General features: G+C 68.6%; 21 protein-coding genes. 14 read left to right on the top strand and 7 right to left on the bottom strand.

Annotated elements, in window-relative coordinates; genetic code table 11:
- The first annotated feature begins 3 nt into the window (after positions 1 to 3).
- From QO015_RS19235 to QO015_RS19225, 3 genes are read left to right on the top strand one after another with little or no spacing between them, the layout of a single operon-like run.
- Positions 4 to 921, top strand: coding sequence for a DUF58 domain-containing protein (locus tag QO015_RS19235; RefSeq protein WP_266283627.1), 918 nt, complete (start codon positions 4 to 6; stop codon positions 919 to 921).
- On the top strand, positions 921 to 3,740 hold the full coding sequence (locus QO015_RS19230) for a DUF4159 domain-containing protein (protein WP_266283626.1): 2,820 nt from the start codon (positions 921 to 923) through the stop codon (positions 3,738 to 3,740). The genes QO015_RS19235 and QO015_RS19230 overlap by 1 nt, the downstream gene beginning before the upstream one ends.
- Positions 3,737 to 5,815 carry a hypothetical protein gene (locus QO015_RS19225; RefSeq protein ID WP_266283625.1) on the top strand — a complete coding sequence of 693 codons (2,079 nt, stop codon included), beginning with the start codon at positions 3,737 to 3,739 and terminating at the stop codon, positions 5,813 to 5,815. The genes QO015_RS19230 and QO015_RS19225 overlap by 4 nt, the downstream gene beginning before the upstream one ends.
- Here the strand turns inward: QO015_RS19225 and QO015_RS19220 are convergent, their stop codons facing one another.
- Both QO015_RS19220 and QO015_RS19215 read right to left on the bottom strand, forming a co-directional pair.
- Entirely contained in the window at positions 5,816 to 6,316 is a 501-nt protein-coding gene (locus tag QO015_RS19220) for a GNAT family N-acetyltransferase (RefSeq protein WP_266283873.1), read from the bottom strand.
- A gap of 214 nt (positions 6,317 to 6,530) precedes the next feature.
- Entirely contained in the window at positions 6,531 to 6,992 is a 462-nt protein-coding gene (locus QO015_RS19215) for an NUDIX domain-containing protein (protein WP_266283624.1), read from the bottom strand.
- A 117-nt stretch (positions 6,993 to 7,109) separates the two neighbouring features.
- Here QO015_RS19215 and QO015_RS19210 point away from each other — a divergent pair, with 117 nt between their 5' ends.
- A complete protein-coding gene (locus QO015_RS19210; RefSeq protein WP_370877472.1) occupies positions 7,110 to 8,006 on the top strand; it encodes a metallophosphoesterase family protein in 897 nt (298 codons plus the stop codon).
- Positions 8,007 to 8,009: 3 nt separating this feature from the next.
- Here the strand turns inward: QO015_RS19210 and QO015_RS19205 are convergent, their stop codons facing one another.
- Positions 8,010 to 8,645 (bottom strand): hypothetical protein, encoded by a 636-nt coding sequence (locus QO015_RS19205; RefSeq protein WP_266283622.1) that lies wholly within the window; start codon positions 8,643 to 8,645, stop codon positions 8,010 to 8,012.
- Positions 8,646 to 8,831: 186 nt separating this feature from the next.
- Between QO015_RS19205 and QO015_RS19200 the strand changes: the two genes are divergently transcribed.
- Positions 8,832 to 9,230 carry a YbaK/EbsC family protein gene (locus QO015_RS19200; protein ID WP_307290950.1) on the top strand — a complete coding sequence of 133 codons (399 nt, stop codon included), beginning with the start codon at positions 8,832 to 8,834 and terminating at the stop codon, positions 9,228 to 9,230.
- Positions 9,231 to 9,311: 81 nt separating this feature from the next.
- The gene (locus tag QO015_RS19195; RefSeq protein ID WP_266283620.1) at positions 9,312 to 10,937 is read left to right on the top strand and encodes a peptide ABC transporter substrate-binding protein; all 1,626 of its coding nucleotides are present in this window, start codon (positions 9,312 to 9,314) and stop codon (positions 10,935 to 10,937) included.
- Between the two features lie 60 nt (positions 10,938 to 10,997).
- Here QO015_RS19195 and QO015_RS19190 read toward each other — a convergent pair whose 3' ends face one another.
- The 4 genes from QO015_RS19190 to QO015_RS19175 all read right to left on the bottom strand — a co-directional run bounded on the left by QO015_RS19190 (position 10,998) and on the right by QO015_RS19175 (position 15,408).
- Complete coding sequence (locus QO015_RS19190; RefSeq protein WP_266283619.1) at positions 10,998 to 11,264, bottom strand: YMGG-like glycine zipper-containing protein; 267 nt, start codon at positions 11,262 to 11,264, stop codon at positions 10,998 to 11,000.
- A 221-nt stretch (positions 11,265 to 11,485) separates the two neighbouring features.
- Positions 11,486 to 11,758 carry a YMGG-like glycine zipper-containing protein gene (locus QO015_RS19185; RefSeq protein ID WP_266283618.1) on the bottom strand — a complete coding sequence of 91 codons (273 nt, stop codon included), beginning with the start codon at positions 11,756 to 11,758 and terminating at the stop codon, positions 11,486 to 11,488.
- 211 nt (positions 11,759 to 11,969) lie between these two features.
- A complete protein-coding gene (gene rhaI, locus QO015_RS19180; RefSeq protein ID WP_266283616.1) occupies positions 11,970 to 13,262 on the bottom strand; it encodes an L-rhamnose catabolism isomerase in 1,293 nt (430 codons plus the stop codon).
- Between the two features lie 49 nt (positions 13,263 to 13,311).
- Entirely contained in the window at positions 13,312 to 15,408 is a 2,097-nt protein-coding gene (locus tag QO015_RS19175) for a bifunctional rhamnulose-1-phosphate aldolase/short-chain dehydrogenase (RefSeq protein ID WP_266283615.1), read from the bottom strand.
- Between the two features lie 291 nt (positions 15,409 to 15,699).
- Between QO015_RS19175 and QO015_RS19170 the strand changes: the two genes are divergently transcribed.
- The 8 genes from QO015_RS19170 (at position 15,700) to QO015_RS19135 (ending at position 25,181) form a co-directional block, all read left to right on the top strand.
- Positions 15,700 to 16,509 carry a DeoR/GlpR family DNA-binding transcription regulator gene (locus QO015_RS19170; protein ID WP_266283613.1) on the top strand — a complete coding sequence of 270 codons (810 nt, stop codon included), beginning with the start codon at positions 15,700 to 15,702 and terminating at the stop codon, positions 16,507 to 16,509.
- Between the two features lie 26 nt (positions 16,510 to 16,535).
- Entirely contained in the window at positions 16,536 to 18,086 is a 1,551-nt protein-coding gene (locus tag QO015_RS19165) for a sugar ABC transporter ATP-binding protein (protein ID WP_266283612.1), read from the top strand.
- The gene (locus tag QO015_RS19160; protein WP_266283611.1) at positions 18,083 to 19,069 is read left to right on the top strand and encodes an ABC transporter permease; all 987 of its coding nucleotides are present in this window, start codon (positions 18,083 to 18,085) and stop codon (positions 19,067 to 19,069) included. Before QO015_RS19165 ends, QO015_RS19160 begins: the two co-directional genes overlap by 4 nt.
- Positions 19,070 to 19,074: 5 nt before the next feature.
- A complete protein-coding gene (locus QO015_RS19155; protein WP_266283610.1) occupies positions 19,075 to 20,025 on the top strand; it encodes an ABC transporter permease in 951 nt (316 codons plus the stop codon).
- Between the two features lie 75 nt (positions 20,026 to 20,100).
- Entirely contained in the window at positions 20,101 to 21,204 is a 1,104-nt protein-coding gene (locus QO015_RS19150; protein ID WP_266283609.1) for an autoinducer 2 ABC transporter substrate-binding protein, read from the top strand.
- A 75-nt stretch (positions 21,205 to 21,279) separates the two neighbouring features.
- A complete protein-coding gene (locus tag QO015_RS19145; RefSeq protein WP_266283608.1) occupies positions 21,280 to 22,326 on the top strand; it encodes a class II aldolase/adducin family protein in 1,047 nt (348 codons plus the stop codon).
- Positions 22,327 to 22,349: 23 nt separating this feature from the next.
- Entirely contained in the window at positions 22,350 to 23,726 is a 1,377-nt protein-coding gene (locus QO015_RS19140) for an FGGY-family carbohydrate kinase (protein WP_266283607.1), read from the top strand.
- 81 nt (positions 23,727 to 23,807) lie between these two features.
- Positions 23,808 to 25,181: an FGGY-family carbohydrate kinase gene (locus QO015_RS19135; RefSeq protein WP_266283606.1), complete on the top strand. Its 1,374-nt coding sequence runs from the start codon at positions 23,808 to 23,810 to the stop codon at positions 25,179 to 25,181.
- The last annotated feature ends 32 nt before the right edge of the window (positions 25,182 to 25,213 follow it).

Genomic DNA, 25,213 nt, shown 5'->3' with positions numbered 1-25,213 from the left:
GGCGTGACGGAAGCGGCCTCTCCCGCCCCCTCCCCTCCCGGCGCGGATCGCCCCCTCGCCGAGGCGAAGACGCTCGCGGACAGCCTCCCCGGCCTACTGGTCGAGGCACGGCGCATCGCGACCACCGTCCTCGCGGGATGGCACGGACGGCGGCGCGCGGGCCCCGGTGAGACCTTCTGGCAGTTCCGGCCCTTCCTCGCCGGCGAGGCGCCCGGCCGGATCGACTGGCGGCGCTCGGCGCGCGACGATCATCTCTATGTCCGAGAGCGGGAGTGGGAAGCCGCCCATACGATCTGGCTCGCCGCCGATCTGTCGCGCTCCATGGAGTTCCGCTCGCCTCTCGCCACCGCCTCGAAGCGCGACCGCGCCGTGGTTCTGCTGCTGGCGGTCGCCGAGCTTCTGGCCGGCGCCGGCGAGCGCATCGGCCTCATCGGCCTCTCCGACCCGGTGCTGGCGCGAAACGCAGCCGAACGGCTCGCCGAGACGCTGCTGCATCGCGGTCGCGATTCCGTCGGACTGCCCGACACCCGCCGCCTCACGCGCTTCGCCGATCTCGTGATGATCGGCGATCTTCTCGATCCGCTCGGCGAGATCGACGCCAAGCTCGCCGACTGCGCCCGCGCCGGCGCGACCGTGCATCTGATCGAGATCCGCGACCCGGTCGAGGAGACCTTCCCCTATGCCGGCCGGGCCGAGTTCCGCGATCCGGAAAGCGGAACGGTCTATGTCGCCGGCCGCGCCGAGCAGATCGCGGATGATTATCGCCGCCATCTCGCGGCCCGGCGCGATCATCTCGCCTCCACCTGCCGACGCCTCGGCTGGAGCTATCTCGTCCACCGCACCGACCGTCCGGCGACCGAACCTCTGCTGGCCCTCCATGCCCGGCTCTCCGATCGCAGCCTCGCCGGAGGCGCGATCTGATGGGCGGCCTTCCCCTCGCCTTCGCGACACCCCTCGTCCTTTCGGCGCTCGTCCTGCTGCCGGCCATCTGGTGGCTGTTGAAGCTGACGCCGCCGCGCCCGCGCATCGAAACCTTCCCGCCGACGCGCATCCTCGCCGAGATCGTGCCGAAGGACGAGCAGCCGGCGCGCAGCCCCTGGTGGCTCACCGCGCTCCGCCTCCTGCTCGCGGCGCTGATCATCCTGGCGCTGGCGGGACCGGTCTGGCGGCCGGCCGGCGAGACCGCGCCGGGCGACGGCCCGCTGCTCGTCGTGCTCGACAATGACTGGGCGGCGGCGCGCAACTGGCCAGCCCGCGTCGAGACGGCCAAGCGCATCGTCGCACTCGCCGAGCGGAGCGGTCGTCCCGTGACGCTCGTCGCCACGGCTGAGGCGCCGGCGCAGGAATACGCCCCGTCGGATGCCGCCACCGCCATCGCCCGGATCGATGCGCTGCAGCCGCGCCCCTATCCCGCAGATCGCACCGCGATCGCCGCCGCCATGGCTCCCGCCGTCGCCGCGCGGCCGTTCGGCGGCGTCGCCTGGCTCGCGAGCGGGCTCGGCGGCGACGATGCCGAGGCCTTCGCGCGGTTCCTCAACGAGAGCGTGAAGGCGCCGGTCGGCCTCTATGACGGCGACGGGACCACGCTGGAAGGCCTGCTGCCGCCTGCCGCCGGCTCGGACGCGCTGACCCTCTCGGTCGTCCGCAGCGACGGCCGGCTCGTCGACGCCGGCCTGATCGAGGCCCGCGATCTGAAGGGCCGTTCGGTCGGCGTCGCGCCCTTCGCCTTCAAGGCGGGCGAGACCAAGGCCGAGGCGGTCTTCGACCTTCCGACCGAACTGCGCAACGAGATCGTGCGCGTCGAGATCGCCGGCAGCGCCAATGCCGGCGCGGTGCAGCTTCTGGACGACCGCTTCAAGCGCCGCCGCATCGGCATCGTGTCGGGCGGCTCGAACGACAGCAACGCCCAGCCGCTGCTCTCGCCGCGCTACTACCTGACCCGCGCCGTGCAGCCCTTCGCCGACGTCATCAATGCCGGCGACGCCAATGCCGCGACCGCGATCCCGCAGCTCATCGACGGTGGCGCGGCGGTGATCGTGCTGGCCGATATCGGCACGCTGACGCCCGAGATCGAGGAGCGGCTTTCGAAATGGGTCGAGGACGGCGGCACGCTGCTGCGCTTCGCCGGCCCGCGCCTCGCCGCCGCGACGGCGGGCGAGAACACGCTCGTTCCCGTGCGCCTTCGCGAAGGCGGGCGAACCCTTGGCGGAAGCCTGTCCTGGTCGAGCCCGCAGCCGCTGGCCTCCTTTGCGCCGGGCGGCCCCTTCGCCGGCATGGCGGTTCCGGGCGACGTGACGGTCAGCCGGCAGGTGCTCGCCGAGCCCGACGCGAACCTCCAGGCCCGCACCTGGGCGGCGCTCGCCGACGGCACGCCGCTCGTCACCGGCGCCCGGCTCGGCAAGGGTTGGCTGGTGCTCTTCCACGTCACCGCCGATACGAGCTGGTCCAACCTGCCGCTTTCGGGGAGCTTCGTCGACATGCTGCGCCGGATCGCGGCCTTCTCCGCCGTTCCCGCCACCGCGGCGAAGGCCGGCGCCGTCGAGGGCACGGCCGGCGGCGTCATGCTGCCGCCCTGGCGTCTGCTGGACGGTTTCGGCCGCACCGTGACCGCCGATCCGCTGGCGCGCCCGCTGCCGGCCGCGGCCGAGGGCGTCGCGCCGACCCGCGAGCATCCGCCGGGGCTCTACGGCAATGACGACGCCTTCCGCGCCGTGAACCTCCTCGGCGCCGATGCGACGCTGCCGCCCTTCGACGCGAAGCTCGTGAACGGCGCCAGCGTCGCCGCCTATCCGACGACGGCGCCGACCGATCTCTCGCCCTGGCTGCTCGTCGTCGCGCTCGCCTGTCTCGTCGCCGATGCGCTCGCCGTGCTCTGGCTGAATGGCGGCCTGCGCCTTCGCCGCGCGGCACCCGTGGCCGTCCTCGCGCTGGCGCTGATCGCGGCGCTGGCGCCGCGGCCCGCCCATGCCGATGCGGCGTCGGACCAGTTCGCGATGGACGCCGTCAACGCGACGCGGCTCGCCTATGTCGTCACCGGCAACGCGTCGATCGACGAGGTGAGCCGCGAGGGCCTCGCCGGTCTCTCGCGCGAGCTCGCCAATCGCACGGCGCTGGAGCCGAGCGATCCGATCGGCGTCGATGTCGCCAAGGACGATCTTTCCTTTTTCCCGCTGCTCTACTGGCCGATCGATGCGTCCTCGCCGATGCCGAGCTCCGAGACGCTTGCCCGCATCGACGCCTATATGAAGCAGGGCGGCACGATCCTCTTCGACACCCGCGACGAGCTCGACCGGCCGCCCGGCAGCGACGGCTTCGCCGGGACGCCGGAGGCGGAGCGGCTGCGGGCGATGCTCACCGGCCTCGACATCCCGCCGCTCGAGCCGGTGCCGAGCAACCATGTGCTGACCAAGGCCTTCTACCTGCTCGCCGATTATCCCGGCCGCTATTCCGGCAGCCCGCTCTGGGTCGAGACCTCGGCCGTCGATGACGAGGCGGCCGGCGACAGGCCGGTTCGGCCGGGCGACGGCGTTTCCTCGATCCTGATCACCGCCAACGATCTCGCCGGAGCCTGGGCGACCGATCCCGACGGGCGCTTTCTCTATCCCACCGTCCCGCCCGATCCGCGCCAGCGCGAGATGGCCTACCGGACCGGCATCAACATCGTGATGTACACGCTGACGGGCAACTACAAGGCCGACCAGGTGCATGTCCCGGCGCTGCTCGAGAGGCTCGGTCAGTGAACTGGTCGCTCACCTTCGCGCCGCTGCTGCCGCTCTGGCTGATCGCCACGCTCGGCATCCTCGGTCTCGCCGCCATCGCGCCGCTCGTGCTGCGCCGGACGCGCGGCGCCCTTCTGCGGCTTGCCGCGCTGGCCGCGCTCGTCTTCGCCCTTCTCGGCCCGGTGCTCCTCGACGAACAGCGCCAGGCGCTGCCAACAGTGGTCGCGATGGTGGTCGACAAGAGCGCCAGCCAGTCCTTTTCGGACCGCGCGGCCGCGACCGAGCGCATGCGGGAGGCTCTGGCCAGGCGCTTCGGTGATCTGCGCGACATCGAATTGCGCACCGTCGAGGTCGGCCCGACCGCCAACGGCGCGCCGGTCGACGGCACCGAGCTGTTCAAGGCCGTCTCGGCCGAACTCGCCGATGTCGCGCCCGAGCGGATCGGCGCCGTCGTCATGCTCACCGACGGCGAGGTGCACGATGTGCCGGCCAATCCGTCGGAAGTGCTCGGCAGCGCGCCGCTTCACGCGCTCGTCTCGGGGCGCGACGACGAGATCGACCGCCGCCTCGTCATCCGCCAGGCGCCGCGCTTCGGCATCGTCGGCGAGAAGCAGACGATCACCTACAGCGTCGACGACAGCGGACCGGCGCAGTCGGGTCCGGTGAAGGTCACCATCTCGCGCGACGGCGACCCGATCGCCACCGAGATCGTGACGCCCGGCGTCGACAACCGCTTCGAGATCGAGATCGCCCATGCCGGGCAGAACATCTACGAGTTCGAGGCCGAGCCGCTGGCGGACGAGCTGACGACCGTCAACAACCGCGCCGCGGTCGTGATCGACGGCATCCGCGAGAATCTCCGCGTCCTGCTCGTCTCGGGCGAGCCGCATGCCGGCGAGCGCATCTGGCGCAACCTCCTCAAATCCGACGCCTCGGTCGATCTCGTCCATTTCACCATCCTGCGCCCGCCGGAGAAGCAGGACGGCACGCCGATCGACGAATTGTCGCTGATCGCCTTCCCGACGCGCGAGCTGTTCTCGGTCAAGATCAACCAGTTCGACCTGATCATCTTCGATCGCTATGCGCAGCAGGGCGTGCTGCCGATCCTCTACTTCGACAACATCGCGCAATATGTGCGCAATGGCGGCGCGCTGCTCGTCGCCTCGGGGCCGGACTATGCCTCCGAGGCCAGCCTCTACACGACGCCGCTCGCCGATGTCCTGCCCGCCGCACCGACCGGCCGGGTGATCGAGAAGCCCTTCTTCCCCGAGGTCACCGATCTCGGCAAGCGCCACCCCGTGACGCGCGGCCTCGAAGGGGGCGACAGCAGCCCGCCGCACTGGAGCCGCTGGTTCCGCCAGATCGAGACCGACCAGCCGGGCGGCGAGGTCGTGATGAAGGGCGCCGATGGCGAGCCACTGCTCGTGCTGGAGCGCGAGGACAAGGGGCGCGTCGCGCTGCTGCTCTCGGACCAGGTCTGGCTCTGGGCGCGCAATTTCGAGGGTGGCGGCCCGCATGTCGACCTGCTGCGCCGCCTCGCCCACTGGCTGATGAAGGAGCCCGACCTCGAGGAGGAGGCGCTGCGGGCCAGCGCCAAGGGCGCGACGGTCACCATCGAGCGCCAGACCATGCGCGACGCCATCGATCCGGTGACGGTGATCGCGCCGTCGGGCGCCCGCAGCACTGCGACGCTCGCCCCCGACGGGCCGGGTCGTTTCCGCGCCGAGATCCCGGCGAACGAGATCGGCCTCTGGCGGGTCGAGGATGGCGAGCGGCGCGCCTTCGCGCTGGTCGGTCCCGCAAATCCGCGCGAGTTCCAGGATGTGCGCTCGACCTTCGGAAAGCTTCAGCCGGTCATCGACGCCTCGGGCGGCCGCATCGCGCGCATGGAGACGACCGCCGGGACGCCCGACGTGCCGCGCATCGTGCCCGTCCATTCCGGCCGCACCGTTTCCGGCCGCGACTGGATCGGCGTGCGCATGACGGAAGCTTCGCTGCTCACCGGCGTCGAGCGCCTGCCGCTCTTCTCGGGCTTCCTCGGCCTTGCGATCCTTCTCGGCCTCGCAGCCGCCACCTGGTATCGCGAGGGCCGCTGATCAGGCGGCCCGCCGTGCCGCGCCGCCGAGCCCGTCCAGCGCACCGTCCGCGAGCGGACAGACGAGGACGCGGGCCGGATCGGCGGGAGCCGGCAACGTGATCCGGTAGGGCTCCAGCCGCACGAAGCCGAACGGGCCATAATAGGGCTCGTCGCCGACCAGCAGCACGACGGAATGGCCGGCCTCCGCGGCGGCAGCGAGCGCGGTGCGCATCAGCGATTTTCCGGCGCCGCGCCCCTTCCAGCCCTCGACCACCGCCAGCGGTCCGAGCAGGATCGCGGGGCGATCGCCGATGACGATCGGCGTCAGCCGCACCGAGCCGATGAGCTGGAGCCCCGCCGTCGCGACGAAGGAGAGAGCCGGATCGTGGGGAACGCCCTCGCGCAGCAGCGAGGCGGCGCGGGCGAAGCGGCCGGGGCCGAACGAGGCCTCGTGCAGGGCCTCGATGGCATCCGCATGCTCAGGCCGCTCGGCCTGGACGGTGAAACTGTCGATCATCATGGAAGGCTGGCTCACGTCGGAAGGGTGATCGTCCGACGGATGGCCACGCTTCAGGCTTGCGCGGACCGGCGGACGAGAGGACGAGCGGCATCGCGCGACGAGGGGTCGCGGCCGTCGGTTCGTCGTCGCAGGGAGAGCCGCGCGGGCATCGCTCTATCCGTGTTCCAGCCAGATCGGCGCATATCATGCGTTCCGGTCGGGCGTAAAGCGGCAATCACCAGATTGGTTCCCTGGGGACGCCGTCCACGATCTCCGCGAGGCGCCGCCGCGTCGCGGGCGAGATGTCGTCGGGCAGCGCATCGGGCGCGAACAGCCCGACCTCGGCGATCTCGCGGTTCGGATAGGCCGGCGGGTTCGGACGCTCGAAGGCGCGGCTGACATAGACGAGGACATGATCGCGCATGCGGCGGCGATTGTGATAGACGCCGAACAGCGCCGGCTCGTCGCGGAGCACGATCCCGCCCTCCTCCGCGACCTCGCGGACGAGGGCGTCATGAACGGTCTCGCCCCGCTCCACGCCGCCGCCGGGGAGATACCAGCCCGGCATGTAGCTGTGACGCACGAGGAACACCCGATTTCCGCGGTCGAAGCAGGCGCAGCGCACACCGAGCGTCATGCCGCGTGTCAGCGGCGCGATCGAACCGGCGAGCCATGAAATGATGGATGGTATCGGCACCGTCCCGAATCCTCGGTTGTCAGCCGGCATTCGGGGCCAGAATCGCGGCGGCAGCAAGGTGCCGAGTCGCGCAGGGCGCCTTTCGCCCGGGGGCAAAAACCCCTATTGGCTGAGGCGATGTTCGTCCTCGCCCATCTCTCCGATCCCCATCTCGGCCCCTTGCCGCGCGCGCGGGTGCGCGAACTCGCCTCCAAGCGAATGATCGGCTTCGTGAACTGGCGCCGCGGCCGCATGCATGCGCTGGCGGGGCCGGTGCTTTCCGGCCTGCTCGACGATCTGGCGCTGCGGAAGCCGGACCATGTCGCGGTGACGGGCGATCTCGTCAATATCGGCCTGCCGGGCGAGATCATCGCGGCGCGCGACTGGCTGGAGGCTTTCGGCCCGCCGCATGACATCTCGGTCGTGCCCGGCAATCACGATGCCTACGTGCCCGGCGTGCTCGCGAAGGCGCTCGCCGCCTGGCATCCCTATGTGGTCGGGGACGGCACCGCCCATCCCGGCGCGGCGCGCTTTCCCTATGTGCGGCGGCGCGGGCCGGTCGCGCTCATCGGCATGTCGAGCGCACGCGCCTCGGCGCCTTTCATGGCGACCGGCCATGTCGACACCGCGACGCTGCCGGCGCTGCATGACGAACTCGACCGCGCGCGGCGTCAGGGACTGTTCCGCGTCGTCATGATCCACCACCCGCCCTCGCCGAATGCGACGCTCTGGCACAAGCGGCTGGTCGGCTCGGGCCGTGTCCGCGCCGTCATCCGCGATGCGGGCGCCGAACTCGTCATCCATGGCCACACCCATGTCGACAGCCATGTCGAGATCGAGGGGCGCGACGGGCCGGTGCCGGTCATCGGCGTGCCGAGCGCGTCGAATGCTCCCGGCGGCGAGAAGCCGGCCGGGCGCTACAATCTCTTCTCGATCGAGGGGGAGGCAGGCGCCTGGCGCTGCCACATGACCGAGCGCGGCTATGCGGGGCCCGGCGCGGCGATCGGCGTCATCCGCGAGCGTCGCCTGCGCTGACCGTCAGCCGATCTTGAACCAGGCATAGGCGAGGAGCGCCGCGATGCCGACGAGCAGGCCGCCGAGGAACGACACCGCGGCCATGGTCGCGCTGCTGCGCGGCTGGCCGGCCGGCTGGACGCTTCCGTCCCTGACCTTCCGCAGCATCGCCGCCCGGCGCTCGCTCGCCGGCTTCTCGGCCTTCTGCGGCTCGTCGGCGCGCAGGATGCGCTCGGCCAGCCAGTCCGCCTCCAGCGCGCGCTCGCGCTCGATGATGCGCTCGGCCACATATTGCGTCACGCAATCGGCCATGTCGTCGAGATCGGCCGTCTCGAGGATGACGGTGCGCCCGAAGCGGGTATCCTTCACGAACCGATAGGTGCGCCGGTCGCGCGCCATCATGACCAGCGAGGTCATGTCGATCCACAGCCGCGGCTGCGTCCCGCCGGAGATCTGGAAGATGAACTGCTCGTCGCCGTCCGGCACCTCGGCGAAGACGTTGCGCAGTTCGTCGGCCAGCATGTCCAGCCGCGCCCGCTCCGCCTCGCGCAGCTCGACGACGACATCGGTGCGCTCCGATTCCGCGACGCGAGCCTTGCGGATCGCATCGGTGAGGCTGCGCACGTTGGACGTGCCGCTCCGACCGTTGGTTTCGCTCATCAAGCTGCTCCGAATTAAGGCGAAGTCTTTAGACTCCGTTTAGCAAATCTGGTCACATCACGCATCATCCATCCACCGCCCGGCGGCAGAGGAGGTTCATTTCCGACGATGACCGAGTTCACAGGACCCGCCTCGCGCGTTCGCGATGCCGCCGAATCCTTCGGCTTATCCGTGATTCCGAGGATTATGCCCGAGAAGACCCGCACTGCGGAAGAGGCTGCGGCGGCCTGCGGCTGTTCTGTGGGCGAAATCGTCAAGTCGCTCGTCTTTCGCGGCAAGGAGACCGGTGACGGGATCCTCCTGCTCGTCTCCGGCTCGAACCGCGTCGACGAGGCGAAGGTCGGCGCACTCGTCGGGCAGGAGATCGAACGCCCGGACGCGGCCTTTGTTCGCGCGCTGACGGGATTCGCCATCGGCGGCATTCCCCCGCTCGGCCATGCGACGCCGCTGCCGACCTATATCGACCGCGATCTCCTCGTCCATGACACCGTATGGGCGGCAGCCGGCACGCCGAACGCCGTGTTCGCCGTCGATCCGAAGCGCCTCGCCGCGGCAATCGGCGCGACGACCATCGCCATGGGCTGAGGAGCCTTGTCGCCTGGGGCTGAGGAGGCTTGGCCCCCTCTCGTCCAGCGTGACGGCTGTCATATCTCCCGCCCGCCTCTATTGTCATTTCTGAGGCGCTTCTTCCTCGCCACCCGGGTCCATTCCAACATGCATTCCTTCCTGTCGCGCGGTGTGCTCGCCCTGACCCTGGCTTCGATCGCGGCTCTCGTTCAGCCGGCGGCGGGCGAGGCGGCGACGATGCTGCGGCGAGGCCTCGTCGGCCCTGTCGAGACGCTGGACCCGCAAAAGGCGGCGACGGTAGCCGAGACGATGCTGGCGCTCGATCTCTTCGAGGGGCTGGTCCGCCGCGACGGTGAGGGACGCCTCGTTCCGGGCGCGGCAAGCGGCTGGGAGATATCGCCGGACGGGCTCCTCTACAGCTTCACGCTGCGGGAGGGCGCCCGCTGGTCGAATGGCGAGGCGGTGAAGGCGGGCGACTTCGTCGCGTCCTTCCGTCGCCTGTTCGATCCGGCGACGGACGCGACCGAAGACGGGCCGCTGCAGGTCATCGCCAATGCCGGCGCGATCAAGTCGGGCTTCGCCAAGAGCGACACGCTCGGCGTCTCGGCGACCGACGACCGCACGCTGGTGATCCGGCTCGACCGACCGACGCCGACCTTTCTCGACCGCCTCGCCGCTCCCGCCGCCCTGCCGGTCAATGTCTCGGCGAGCCGCAAGCTCGGCAGCGACTTCAGGACCGGCGCCAAGCTGGTGACCAATGGCGCCTATGGCCTGTCGAATAGCGGCAAGGGCGTCTACACCCTCGCCCGCGACGCCAGGCGCAGCGGCGATGCCGCGGCCTCGATCGATACCGTCACCTATCGGCGCTTCGAAACGGCGGCCGACTGCCTCGCCGCCTTCCGCAGCGGCGAAGTCGACATCTGCCCGGATGCCCCCACCGAGGCGCTCGCGGACCTCAAGGCCGAGCTCGGGCCGGCTCTGCGCATCGAGCCCTATGCCGGCACCTATTTCTACGCGATCAACACGACGCGCGCGCCCTTCGATGATGCGCGGGTCCGCCGCGCGCTGTCGCTGGCGATCGATCGCGAGGCGCTCGCGGCTGCGGTCTGGTCGGGCGGCATGCTGCCGGCATCAAGCCTCGTCCCGGCCTCCCTCCTGACGCAGCCGCCCGCATCCGAGGAGCCGATCGAAGCGCGGCGCGAGGAAGCCCGTTCGCTCCTCTCCGCCGCCGGCTTTGGAGCGAAAAAGCCGCTCACGGTGGCGATCCGGACCGGCAGCGGCATCGCCAACGAGGCAACGGCGGCCAAGGTGATCGCCGACTGGAAGGCGGTGGGGGTCGAGGGCCGACTCGACACGAGCCATCCCGACCGCCATTTCGCGGCGCTGCGCGACAAGGCCGATTTCGATGTCGCGAGGGCGGGCTGGATCGCGGACGAGCCCAACGCACTCGACTTTCTGGAGATCCTGCGCAGCGGGGGGCGCTTCAACTATGCCCGCTACGCCAACCCGGCCTTCGACGCGCTGATCGCGGCGGCGGAGAGCGGGACCGACGCCGCCAAACGAGCGACGGACATCGAGAAGGCGCGGCAGATGCTGGAGACGGATGCGGTCGTCATCCCCCTCCTCTCCTATGCCTCGCTGTCGATCGTCTCCCCCAAGGTCGGAGGGTGGGATGCGAACCCGCTCGACCAGCATCCGAGCCGGACGTTGACGATTGTTGACTGAACAAGAAGAAAGCCCCGGCGAACCGGGGCTTTCGTTGAATTTTGTCAGTGACTGCGCCGATCAGCGGCAGGGCACGTAGTTGCGCCGGCCATAGGCGTCGACCCAGTAGCAGCGCTTGCTCGCCGCATCGGCGATGACCGCGCCGCCGATGGCGCCGACACCGGCACCGATCGCCGCGCTCTGGACATTGCCGCCGGCGATGCCGCCAACAGCGGCGCCCGCGAGGCCTCCGACCACGGCGCCGTCACCAGCCGCCGAGCCAGTCGAGCAACCGGCCATCGCCGCACCGGCGAGCGAAACCGCCACGATCAAAAAGGATGCCTTCATCTCGCTACCTCCTGTCGGCCCGGCCCAATGCCGGCGCGTCATTTGTCGGAGGTGAAATGCCGAAGCGGCCGTTCCGTTCCCGAGAGCGTCGGTAGGCCGGGCGTCTGATGCCCGCATCGACGACCAGACGACGGGAATGCTGCGAAAAGCAAGACGGCCCGCAAAGCAAGACGGCCGGGCAAGCCCGGCCGTCCTCATGCTGTCTGGACGTCTGCGCGCGATCAGCGGCAGGACGTGTAGTGCTTCTGGCCGTTCTTATCGACCCAGTAGCACTTGCCGGTGGCATCGGCGATGATCGCGCCGCCGATCGCACCGACGCCGGCGCCGATCGCCGCACCGCCCCAGGTGCCGGTCGCCAGACCGCCAACGGCGGCGCCGGCGAGACCGCCCACCACCGCGCCGTCGCCGGCGCGCGAGCCGGTGGTCGGGGTCGAGCAACCGGCTGCCAGCGCGCCGAGCAGCGCGACGGAAACGAGGATCGTGGCCTTCTTCATTTCGAACTCTCCTTGTGACGCGAGCCGGCATGGCCGGCTCCGGGCCTTCTGGCCGCATCGGAACGCCCAGGCACGGAACGAGCAAACGCAGCGTTCCGCACCGTCCCCCCGCGGGGTCCGGGCTCGAGCGTGAGCCTAGCCGTTCCCTCGCCTGTCGCAAAGAGGCAGGCTGAGCCTCTCCCGCCGGTTGTGACAGGCATCACAGAGGGAATCAGACGATGCCGCTCGAGCTGCCCCCCGTCGCCGGCCGCTCGGCCGTGACGCGGGCGCGGTAGGCCGACGCGCGATAGGCGGCGATCGGATCGATCGCGCCGCCCTTGGCGAGCCGCGCTTTGGCGATGATGGGCGAGACATCGGTGTTGAAGGCGCGCTTCAGCGTCTCGCGCGCCATCAGCACGTCGTTGGCCTCCTGGAATGCCTCGAGCACCGGCCGGTCGACGAGGAGCGCCTGCGCATAGGCGCGCTGGATCTCGATCGCGCTCGCCATCAGGCTCTCGATCGGATCGGTGACGTTGTGCGACTGGTCGATCATGTAGGCCGGATCGAAGGCCTCCGCCTTGCGATACTCGGCGTCCACCAGCTCGTTGAAGACGAGGAACAGCTGGAACGGGTTGATCGAGCCGGCGTCGAGGTCGTCGTCGCCATATTTGGAATCGTTGAAGTGGAATCCCGCGAGCTTCCTGAACTGGATGAGCCGCGCGACGATCATCTCGATATTGACGTTCGGCGCATGATGGCCGAGGTCGACGAGGCAGAAGGCCTTGGGACCGAGTTCCTGAGCGATGAGGTAATTGGTGCCCCAGTCCTGCACGATGGTCGAGTAGAAGGCCGGCTCGTAGAGCTTGTGCTCGGTGAAGACCCGCCAGTCGTCCGGCAGCGCCGCATAGACCGCCTTCATGGCATCGAGATAGCGCTCGAAGGCGCGCGTGAAATTGGACTGGCCGGGGAAGTTCGAGCCGTCGCCGATCCACACGGTCAGCGCCTTCGAGCCCAGCACGCGGCCGATCTCGATCGTCTCGATATTGTGCTCGATCGCCTGCTGGCGGACGGCCTTGTCGGTGTGCGACAGCGAGCCGAACTTATAGCTGAGAGCCTGGTCCTTCGCGTCCGAGAAGGTGTTGGAGTTCATCGCGTCGAAGCCGAGGCCGAGCGCGTCGCCCTTCGCCTTGATCGCCACCGGATCCGCCTTGTCCCACGGGATATGCAGCGAGACGGTCGGCGTTGCGCGAGTCAGCTGCTGGATGACGGCGCAGTCGTCCAGCTTGTCGAAGATGCCGCGCGGCTCGCCCGGGCCGGCAAAGCGTGCGAAACGCGTGCCGCCCGTTCCGACGCCCCAGGAGGGAATGGCGACGCCGAACGACGCAACCTTGCGCGTCACGGCGTCGATGTCGATACCGCGCCGGTCGAGCTGCTCGCCAAGCGCCGAATAGTCGTTGGCGAGCGCCGCCTCGGCGGCCTTGTTGTTCTCGGCGACGATCGCCTCCGAGATCGGTAGATCGGTCATGATGCGGGTCCCCCCGGATATCGGTCGTCCATCGGCGCGCGCCGCGGACCTAGCGGGTGAAGCTGATGGCGTTGCCGGCGTCGACATTGATGATGTTGCCGGTCGATTTCGCTGAGAGATCGGCGGCGAGGAAGAAGGCGGCCTCCGCGATATCCTCCGGGAACACCGAGCGCTTCAGGAGCGAACGGTTGCGGTAGAATTCCTCGAGATCGTCCTCGGTGATCTTGTTCGATTCCGCGCGCTGCTGGCGCCATTCTCCCTGCCAGATCTTGGAGCCGCGCAGCACCGCGTCCGGATTGATCGTGTTGACTCGGATACCGAACGGTGCGCCCTCGAGCGCGAGGCAGCGGGCAAGATGAATCTCCGCCGCCTTGGCCGCGCAATAGGCCGAGGCGCCGGCCGAGGCCGCCAGCCCGTTCTTCGACGCGATGAACACCATCGAGCCGCCGAGCTTCTGCTTCTTCATGATCCGGTAGGCCTCGCGCGAGACGAGGAAATAGCCGGTGGCGAGGATCGAGATGTTGCGATCCCAGACGGCAAGCGTCGTATCCTCGAAGGGCGAGGCCGACGAGATGCCAGCATTCGAGACGAGGATGTCGAGCCCGCCATATTCGACCAGCGAATCGTGGAAGGCCTTCTCGACCGCGCCCTCATCGGTGACATTGGCGAGAACGCCGCGGACATTGTCCTTGCCGAACCGCTTGCCGAAGCCCGCGACCGCCTCGTCGAGCGAGGCCTGATCGATATCGGCGAGAACCACGACGGCGCCCTCTGTCAGATAGCGCGTGGCGATGGCCGAGCCGATACCACCGGCCCCGCCGGTAATGAAGGCTATGCGCCCGGCAAGCGCCTTCGGCTTCGGCATGCGCTGGAGCTTCGCCTCCTCGAGCAGCCAGTACTCGATGTCGAAGGCTTCCTGCTCGGAGAGGCCGACATAGGTCGAAACCGTCGAGGCACCGCGCATCACATTGATCGCGTTGACATAAAACTCACCCGAGATGCGCGCTGTCGCCTTGTCGCGGGCAAAGGTGATCATGCCGACGCCAGGGATCAGATAGACGACAGCGTTCGGATCGCGCATCGCCGGGCTGTCGGGATGCTTGCAGCGCTCGTAATAGGCGGCGTAATCGGCGCGGTAGGCCTCGATCGCGGCGTCGAGGCCCTCGACGACTTCGTCGAGACTGTCGCGGGCCGGGTCATAGTCGAGCACCAGCGGGCGGATCTTGGTCCTGAGGAAATGGTCCGGGCAGGAAGTTCCGAGCGCGGCGAGCGGCTTCAGCTGAGCGGAATTGACGAAGTCGAGCACCGCCTGCTGGTCGTCGAAATGGCCGACCTTCGATTCCGTCTTGCCGATGCGGCCACGGATCTCGGGCATCAGCCGCGCGGCCACCGCCCGCCGCTTGTCGGCGTCGAGCGAGGCGGCGACGGCGCCACCGAAAATCGCCTTGCCCTTCGTCTTCTCGTCGAACCAGCCGATCGCCTTGTTGATGATTTCGAGCGTCAGCTCGTAGCAGGCCTTGGCGTCGTCGGCCCAGGTGAAGAGGCCGTGGCTCTCCAGCACGACGCCCTTCGCATTCGGGTTCTCGGCGGCGAATTTCGACAGCCAGAGCCCGAGCTCGAAGCCCGGCCGCTTCCAGGGCAGCCAGCCGATCTCGTCGCCATAGATCTCCTTCGTCAGCTCCTTCGAGTTCTGCGAGGCGGCGATGGCGATGATCGCGTCGGGATGCATGTGATCGACATGCCGGTAAGGCACATAGGCATGCAGCGGCGTGTCGATCGAGGCGGCGCGAGGATTGAGGTTGAAGGTGCAGTGCGGCAGGTAGCCGACCATCTCGTCCTCGAAGGCGAGGCCGCGATAGATACCCTTCAGCGCCTCGAGCTTGGACTGGTAGAGAGTCGCGAAGCCGTCGAGCTTGATCGAGCCGACATCGCCGCCCGAACCCTTCACCCAGAGAACCGTGACGTCCTCTCCTGTGAGCGGATCCTTCTCCGTCACCTTGGCGGAGGTGTTCCCGCCGCCGAAATTGGTGATGCGCTTGTCGGAACCGAGCAGGTTCGAGCGATAGAGCAGCAGCTCCGGCTCGCTCATCCCGCCGGCCTTGGCGTCGTCCCAGCGGTTGTCGAGGAAGAGAGAAGCGCCTGTCATGATCGGATTTGTCCGCTTTTTGAGAGCTGGACCGTCCGGCGGCGGGCCGGCCGGCACGGTAAGGCACGCCACGACGAAGGCCGGGCGACGGGTCGGCCAAGCTTTCCCAGCGCCCGGCGGCTTTGTCAATCATCCACCGTCATAAATGATCATATCGCGATGCAATATCGAGCAAGATCGTCAGATTGCGCTGCAAAACCGCGCTGTTGCGACGCAATATAACGCATTTTGATCGAAAATGATTGACATGGCGCGTTTCGCCGGCAAGATCGGCAACGTCTGGGAGGAGACATGCACGAAATCGAGCGCCAGAGGATCATCCTCAGCGAGATCGCCGACCGTCCGGTCGTGACGGTCGCGCAGCTGGTTGAGCTGACCGGCGCCTCCGAGGCGACGATCCGGCGCGACATCAACGCGCTGCATCAGGACGGCAAGCTCAACAAGGTGCGCGGCGGCGCCGAGGCGCTGCATCCACCCCAGCTCGTGGGCATCGGCGGACGCCACTTCGCGGCCAGCGAGCAGATGAACCTCGCCGAGAAGCGGGCCATCGCGCGGGCCGCGGTCGATCTCTGCGCCGACGGCGACTCCATCATCATCAATGGCGGCACCACCACCTACCAGATGGTCGATCATCTGGCGCGGCGGCGGATGCAGATCCTGACGAACTCCTTCGCCATCGCCGAGACGCTGGTCCGCACCTCGAAGAACACGATCGTGCTGCCGGGCGGCGCCGTCTATCGCGAACAGAGCCTCGTTCTCTCGCCCTTCGAGAACGACGTGACGCGCAATTTCTATGCGCGGCGGATGTTCATGAGCGCCAAGGGGATCAGCCCGAGCGGCGTCATGGAGGGCGATCCGCTGCTGATCCAGGCGGAGCAAAAGCTGATCAATCAGGCGGACGAGCTGATCCTCCTCGCCGATTCCTCGAAATTCGAGCGCCGCTCGCCGCTGATCCTCTGCCCGCTCGACCGCGTGACCATGATCATCACCGACAGCGGCCTCTCGCCCGCCCATGCCAAAATGATCGACGAGGCCGGCATTCGCCTCCTCGTCGTCGAGCCCGACTCCCAGGACAGCACGGAGGCCGTGGGGACGCCGTGACCGCCACCGGAAGGACTGCCAAACCCATGACAGCGACGACCGCGACCTCGACCGACGCGGCGACGCCGCTCGTCGAGCTCAAGAACACCTCCAAGACCTTCGGCGGCATCAAGGTGCTGAAGAATGTCGGCTTCGACGTGCGGCCGGGCGAGGTCCACGCGCTTCTCGGCGAGAACGGCGCCGGCAAGTCGACGCTGATCAAGATCCTCTCCGGGTTCCACACGCCGGACGAGGGCGGCGAGATCCTCGTCAACGGACGCCCGGTCTCGTTCTCCTCGCCCCGCGACGCCCGCAAGGCCGGCATCTCGACGGTGTATCAGGAACTGCTGCTCTTCCCCGACATGACGGTCGCGGAGAACATCTTCATCGGCCACGCGCCGCGCGCCGGCATGGGCGCGCTCGACTGGAACGAGATGCGCCGCCGCGCCCGGGAACTCCTCGACGATCTCGACAGCCACGATCTCGATGTGGATTCGCGGGTCGGAGGCCTCTCGGTCGCCAATCGCCAGCGCGTCGAGATCGCCAAGGCCCTGTCGCAGGACGCGCGCCTCCTGATCATGGACGAGCCGACGGCCTCGCTGGCCGACGCCGATGTCCGCCGCCTGCTCGACGTCGTCCGCCGCCTCCGCGAACGCGGCGTCGCCATCATCTATATCAGCCATCGCATGCCCGAGATCTTCGCCCTCGCCGATCGTGTCACGGTCCTGCGCGATGGCTCGCTGATCGGCACCAAGGATATCGAAGAGGTCGACGACGCCTCGCTCGTTTCAATGATGGTGGGCCGGTCGATCGACCAGCTGTTCCCGAAGGTGGTCGTGCCGATCGGGGAGCCGGTGCTCGAATTGCGGAACGTCTCCTTCAAGGACGAGGTCCAGGACATCTCCCTGACGCTGCGCGCCGGCGAGATCCTCGGCATCGCCGGGTTGGTCGGCTCGGGCCGTACCGAACTCGCGCTGACGATCTTCGGCATCACGCCGGCAACCTCAGGCGAGATCCTGCTGAACGGCCGGCCGGTCACGATTCGCAGCCCGCAGCAGGCGCGCGACCTCGGCATCGCCTATGTGCCGGAGGACCGCGGCCTGCAGGGCCTCGTGAAGCCGCAGACCATTCGCGAGAACGTGTCGATGGCGTTGCTCGACCGCATCTCGAAGGGCTCGATCGTCGACCGCGTGAAGGAGTCGGCGCTCGCTCGCGACGCCATCGCACGCTTCGGCATCCGCGCCCGCGGCCCCGAGCAGCGCGCCGGACAGCTTTCCGGCGGCAACCAGCAGAAGGTCGTGCTGGCCAAGTGGGTCTTTACCAACCCCAAGGTCCTCATCATGGACGAGCCGACGCGCGGTATCGACGTCGGCGCCAAATCGGAGATTCACGCGCTGATGTGCAAGCTCGCCGGCGAGGGACTCGCCGTGATCATGATCTCGAGCGAACTCCCCGAAGTGCTCGGCATGAGCGACCGGATCATGGTGATGAACGGCGGCCGCATGGTGCGCACCTTCGATCGCAGCGAGGCGACGCCAGACGTGGTCGGCGCGGCCATGACCCATGCCGGCGCCAGCAACGCGGGAGGCGCGGCATGAGCCTCGAAACCGCCACCATCCGCCGCTCGGCGACGACGGGCTTCGCAGCACGCACCTTCGCGACCTACGGCCAGGAGTTCATCATCCTCGCCTGCATCGTCGTGCTGTTCGTCGCCGTTGGCCTGATCGCGCCGCGCTTCGTCAGCCCGACCAACCTCACAACCATCTTCGTCGGCAACGCCTATATCGCGGTCGCCGCGATCGGCATGTCGATGGTCATCATCTCCGGCCATATCGACGTTTCGGTCGGCTCGCTGATCGGCGTGCTCGCCACGATTTCCGGCACTCTGGCCGTCTCGGGCTATCCGGTCTGGTTCGCCTGGCTGGCGCCGGTCGTGGTCGGCATGGTGGTCACGTCCTTCATCGGCGTGCTTGTCGCCTATGTCCGCATCCCCTCCATCGTCGTCACGCTCGGCATGCTCTCGATCCTGAAGGGCGGCCTCATCTCGGTGACGGGCGGCGCATGGATCACCAACCTGCCGCCAGACTATCTGATCGCGCAGTTCCGCCTGTTCGGCATCCCCTCGCCGGTCTGGTTCATGATCATCCTCACGGGCCTCGCGGCGATGTTCATGCGCTACACCGCCTTTGGCCGTTCGATCTACGCGATCGGCGGCAATGGCGAGGCGGCGCGCGTTGCCGGCATCCCGGTGGAGCGGACCACCGTCATGATCTTCGCGATCCACGGCCTCTTCGCCGGCATTGCCGCCGTACTCTTCGCAACGCAGCTGCAGGTCATCCAGTCGACCGTGCCACCCAATCTGGAGCTCACCGTCATCACCGCCTCCGTGGTGGGCGGCGTCTCCATCCTCGGCGGCACCGGAACGGTCGTCGGCTCGACCCTCGCCGCGATCCTCTTCGCCGCGATCGGCTCCTCGCTGATCTTCCTCAACGTCTCGGCCTACTGGCTGCGCGCCGTGCAGGGTCTCCTGATCCTCGCCACCGTGCTCGCCGACATGGCCCGCCGCCACCGGATCGGATGACCGACATGACGCTCTCGCTCCGATCCTTCATGCGTCACGAAGCCGTGCTCGGCATCCTGCTCGTGCTCGTGCTCTTCATCTTGGCGCAGCAGTCCGACAAGTTCTTCACGACGGCCAACATCCTGAACCAGGGCCGCCTGATGACGGAGATCGGCCTGATCGCGCTGCCGATGACCTTCGTCATCATCACCGGCGGCATCGATCTCTCGGTCGGCTCGATCCTCGGCCTCTGCGCCATCCTGCTCGGCGTCTTCTGGCAGAATCTCGGCCTGCCGCTGCCGGCCGCGATGGCGCTCGCCGTCTGCGTCGGCGCTCTCGCCGGGCTGGTGAACGGCCTCATCATCACCCGCTTCAAGGTGCCGCCGCTGATCGCGACGCTGGCGACGCTCGCGCTCTATCGCGGCCTCGCCGAAGGCATCAGCCAGGCGCGTTCGGTGCGGGGCTATCCGGAGTGGTTCTTCGTGCTCGGCCAGGGCGAGGTGCTCGGCGTTCCGACGCAGCTCTGGATCCTGATCGTATTCGCGATCGGCGCAGCAGCGATCCTCGGCCTCACCACCTTCGGCCGCGCGACCTATGCGGTCGGTGCCAACGAGACGGCCGCGCGCTTCTCGGGCATCAATGTCGACCGCACCAAGCTGCTGATCTACACGGCGTCCGGCCTCGTCTCTGGTATCGCGGCGGTGATCTTCGTCTCGCGCGTCTCGACGACGCGCTCCGACATGGGCACCGGCGTCGAACTCGACGTGATCACGGCGGTGGTGCTCGGCGGAACGTCGATCTTCGGCGGCCGCGGCACCATCATCGGCACCGTCGTGGGCCTCATCCTGGTGCAGGCCCTCAAGAACGGCCTCGCGCTCTCGGGCGTGAAGGGCGACGGCACGATCGTCGTCATCGGCGTCGTGCTCATCTTCGCCATCCTGGCGAGCAACCTCTTCAGCCGCAGCGGCGACGGCTGAGACGATAGAAGAAGAACTGCGGACGCTATCGCCGAAAACGGCGCCCGCGCGAACATGTTCGAGGAGGAGAAGGACATGAAGACCAAGACCATCCTGATGGCGGCCGGCCTGGTGCTGGCGAGCTCGGCGGCCTATGCGGCCAGCTGGACCGGCGGCGACGACCTGCCGACGAACCCGCTCGCCTGCGACGGCACCGCCGGTGAAGTCGCGGCGAAGCCCTATGACGGCGGCGTTCCGACCAATGCGCCCGACCGCAACGGCAAGAAGATCACCGTCGTCGACGTGCCGAAGCTGATCGGCGTCGGTTACTTCAGCGCCACGACCAAGGGTCAGGCCGAAGCCGCCAAGGAACTGGGCAATGTCGACGTCAAGACCGACGGCCCGACCAAGGCGAATATCGACGAGCAGATTACCTTCATCGACAACTACGTCACCTCCGGCGTTGATGGCATCCTGTTTGCCGCCAACGATCCGGTCGCCATCGCCCCGGTACTGAAGAAGGCGCTCGCCGCCGGAATCAACGTCGTCGGCTATGACGCCAACTCGACGCCGGACGCTCGCCAGTGGTTCGTGAACCAGGCCGAGTTCAACGGCGTGGCAAAGTCGCTCGTCGACAATCTCGCCAAGGAAATCGGCGAGGATTCCGCGTTCGCGATCGTCACCTCGACCTTCACCACGCCGAACCAGGCGCGCTGGATCGCCGAAATGGCCGCCTACGCCGCGAAGTGCCATCCGAAGCTCGAATTCCTCGAGACCGTTGAAGCGCAGGAGGACAACGTCCTGTCGTTCAACCAGGCGACGACCCTGATTAACAAGCATGGCGACAAGCTCAAGGGCATCGTCGGCATGACCTCGGTCGCGACCCCCGCGGCCGCCGAAGCGGTGACCCAGTCGGGTCTCTGCGGCAAGGTCGCTGTCGTCGGCCTCGCCACGCCGAACGCGATGAAGCCCTATGTCGAGAAGGACTGCGTGAAGTCGGTCGTCCTGTGGAACCCCGTGGATCTCGGCTATGCCGCGATGTACGTGCTCCGCGCCGCCGCCGACGGCACGCTGAAGCCGGGCGACACCTCGGTCAAGGCCGGCAAGCTCGGCGACCTCAAGGTCGTTAACGGCTCCGAGATCCTGCTCGGCGCGCCCTTCGTCTTCGACAAGAGCAATATCGGCCAGTTCGACTTCTGATCCGGCCCATCATCGGCGCGAGGCATGGGCGACCATGCCTCGCGTTTTCGTTTCCACATTTCGCGCGATGGCATCATGGCCGTATCACAGGCGCTCTCGGCACTCGCCGCCCTCTCGGCCCACATCGGGCGCGATCCGCTGGTTACCCAAGCGGCCGGCGGCAACACGTCGGTGAAGGAGGGCGGCCGGCTCTGGATCAAGGCCTCCGGCACCTGGCTCGCCGAAGCCGATCGCCGCGACATCTTTCTGCCCGTTGCGCTCGACCCGCTGCGCGCCGCGATCGCGGCCGGCGACGAACGCGCCGCCAAGGCGACCGATTTCGTCATCGCCGAGGCTAATCCCCACGGACTGAGGCCGTCGGTCGAGACCTCGGTTCATGCCGTCTTTCCGCAGGCGGTGGTCCTGCATGTCCATTGCATCGAGACGGTCGCGCTCGCCGCCCGAAGCGATGCCGCTGCCGCGATCGACACCTGCCTCGCCGGCCTCGATGGCGTCGTCCATTGCCATATTCCCTATCTGAAGCCCGGCCTGCCACTCGCCCGCGCCATCTCGGCCGAAGCCAAATCGGGCACCAATGTCGTGACGCTCGGCAATCACGGCCTCATCGTCGCAGCCGAAACGGTGGACGAGGCGGGGGCGCTGCTGCGCCGTGTCTCGGCCGCACTCGCGACGCCCGCCCGTCCGGCGCCGCCGGCCGATATCGGAGCGTTGGAACGCCTCGCCGAAGGTTCGGACTGGCGCCTTCCAGCAGATCCGGTCGCCCATGACACGGCGACCGATCCGGAGCGCCTCGCCGTCGCCCGGCGCGGCACGCTCTATCCCGATCATGTCGTGTTCCTGGGCAGCGCCGTGGCCGTCCTTCCCGACGGAGAGATGCCGGCGACCTTCGAATCCGACGCGACGGTGCCGCAGATGCTGCTCGCGTTGCCCGGCCTCGGCGTGCTCGTCCATCGCGCCGCGCTGAACGGTGCCGATGCGCTGGCGCGGGCGATCGCCGACGTCACCGGCCGCATCGATCCAGCCGCCGACCTCCGCCTTCTCACGGCTTCGGAAGAAAGCGAGCTCGTCAACTGGGACGCCGAGATCTATCGCCGCGCCTTGGCCAAAGCCGCCCGCTCCTGACGACACCCCATGACGAGCCAGCCATGACGACACGCCCCGCCGCCGTCGCCGTTCTCGATATAGGCAAGTCGAACACCAAGCTCGCCGTGATCGACCGCGCCAGCCGCGCCGTCATCGCGATGCGCAGCATGCGCAGCGCCGTTCTTCCCGCCCCGCCCTATCCGCATTTCGACGTCGAGGCGATCTGGGCCTGGTTCCTCGCCGGTCTCGCAGAAGCGGCGCCGCGCGCGCGAATCGAGGTCATCGCGGTGACGACGCATGGCGCGGCGATCACGCTGATCGACGAGGGCGGCCTCGTCCTGCCGGTGCTCGACTACGAGCACCCCGGGCCGGACGAACTTGCCGATGACTATCGCCGCGCTCGCGGCGCCTTCGGGGAGATCCTGTCGCCGGACCTGCCGGGCGGGCTCAATGCCGGCCGCCAGCTGTTCTGGTTGGCGCGGCGCTTCCCGCACGATTTCGCTCGGGCGTCGGCCATCCTGCCTTATCCGCAATACTGGGTCTGGCGGCTCACGGGAACGCGCGTCGCCGAGCCGACCGCCTTCGGGGCGCACACCGACCTCTGGAACGCCGGCGCCGGCGATTATTCGGCCCTTGCCCACCGCGAAGGATGGGCCTCGCTCTTTCCGCCCCGAATAGCGCCCTGGGGCATCGCGGGGGCCATCTTGCCGGAGCTCGCCGCCGCGGCCGGCCTGCCGGAGGATTGCCGCGTCGTCGCCGGCATCCACGACTCGAATGCCAGCCTGCTGCCGCATATCCTGAACCGGCCGCTTCCCTTCGCCGTCATCTCGACCGGTACCTGGATGATCACCTTCGCCGCTGGCGGCAGCCTCGACCGGCTCGATCCCGCGCGCGGCGGCCTCGCCTATGTCGACGCCTTCGGTCGGCCGGTCTCCTCGACCATGTCCATGACCGGCCGCGAGTTCGAGATCCTGACCGAAGGCGCCGCGGTCGAGCCGACCGATGCCGACATCGCCACCGTCATCGAGCGACGCATCATGGCGCTGCCGGGCTTCGTTCCGGGTTCCGGGCCGTTCGGCAGCCGAAAAGGCTCCTGGTCGCACGACGCCGCCAAGCTCACGCCGGGCGAGCGGACGGCCGCCGCGACGCTCTATGCCGCGCTCGTCGCAGAGGTGTCGCTGACGCTCGCCGGAGCGGAGGGTCCGGTGCTGATCGAGGGGCCGCTCGCGCGCAATCGCCTGTTTCTCTCTGCCCTGGCGGCGCTGGTGCCGCGGCCGGTCATCGGCCGCCCTGATGCGACCGGCACCACCGAAGGCGCCGCCCTTCTCGCCGATGGACCGGACGGCGCCCTCGCCCTCGCCGACCCGCCGCCCGCACCCTCGCTCGGCGCCGGCTTCGCCGACTATGCCGCCGACTGGCGGTCCGCGACCGGCGCATAACGCGGAGCGCGACCGCGGCGGCGGGTTCGGCTATTGTCCGGCCACCGCAAGGAGCCGCGACCCCAAGGAGCCGGATCGTCCATGTCGCTTCCCGCCTGCACCGTCGTGCTCGATATCGGAAAGACAAACGCCAAGCTGGCGCTGGTCGACGCCGGATCGCGCGCGATCGTCGAGATCCGCACGACGGCCAACGAGGTCCTGCGCGAGGGTCTCTATCCGCATTTCGACACCGACCGCCTGTGGAGCTGGATCGTCGCCGGCCTCAAGGACTATGCCGCGAAGGGCAGCATCGGCTGCATCTCGACGACGACCCATGGCGCGGCCGTCGCCATTCTCGGCCCCGACGGCCTCGTCCTCCCGATCCTCGACTATGAATACACCGGACCCGACTCCGTCGCCGAGGCCTACCGGCCGCTACGCGGCGCCTTCTGGGAGACCCTGTCGCCCGACCTTCCGGCCGGTCTCAACGCCGGCCGGCAGATCTACTGGCTCGAGGAGACGTTCCCCTCCGCCTTCGGCCGGGCGACGGCGATCCTCATGTATCCGCAATACTGGGTCTGGCGGCTCACCGGCGCGCTCGCGGCCGAGCCGACCTCGCTCGGCTGCCACAGCGATCTCTGGAACCCCGAGGCCGGCACCTTCTCGCGCCTCGCAGAGGATCGCGGCTGGGCGAAGCTCATCCCGCCCGTGACGCAGCCATGGGAGACCGCCGGCACGATCCGACCTGCGCTCGCGGCGAAGACCGGCCTTCCCGAGGACTGCCGCGTCGTCGCCGGCATCCACGATTCGAATGCCAGCCTGCTGCCGCATATCCTGCGGCGGAAGTCGCCTTTCACGGTGCTTTCGACGGGCACATGGCTGATCACATTCGCCATCGGCGGCTCGATGTCCAATCTCGACCCGGCCCGCGACTGCCTCGCCAATGTCGATGCCTTCGGACGCCCCGTTCCCTCGGCCCGCTTCATGGCCGGCCGCGAGTTCGAGCGGCTCACGGAAGGCACCAAGGCCGAGCCGACCGACGCCGACATCCTCTCGGTCGTGGAGAAGGGCATCATGGCGATGCCCTCGTTTGCGCCGGGCACCGGCCCCTACGCCTTCCTCGACGGCCACTGGACGGTCGATCCCGAGACGCTCACCGCGGGCCAGCGCGTCGCTGCCGCCAGTCTCTACTGCGCGCTCGTCGCGACCACCTGCATGCAGCTGACGAGTTCGGCCGGCCCGATCATCGTCGAGGGGCCGTTGTCGCGGAACACGCTGTTCCTCGGCGCGCTCGCGGCGATTGCCGGCCGCCCGGTGACCGCCCGCGCAGATGCGACGGGCACGACCGAGGGCGCCGCGCTGCTCGCGGACGGGCCGAAGGGCGCGGGCCCCGGCGCTCCCGACGCGGCGCCGTCTGCCCCTCTGCCGATCGATCTCTCCACCTATACGGCGGCCTGGCGCGCTGCGCTCGACTGACGCACGGACCATGATAGGCTCACGCTCGATCT

Origin of the sequence: Kaistia geumhonensis (assembly GCF_030815145.1) — a bacterium.
GTDB lineage: Bacteria > Pseudomonadota > Alphaproteobacteria > Rhizobiales > Kaistiaceae > Kaistia > Kaistia geumhonensis.
The sequence above is the reverse complement of the archived record's forward strand: the minus strand, read 5'-3'. Positions and strand labels throughout refer to the sequence as shown.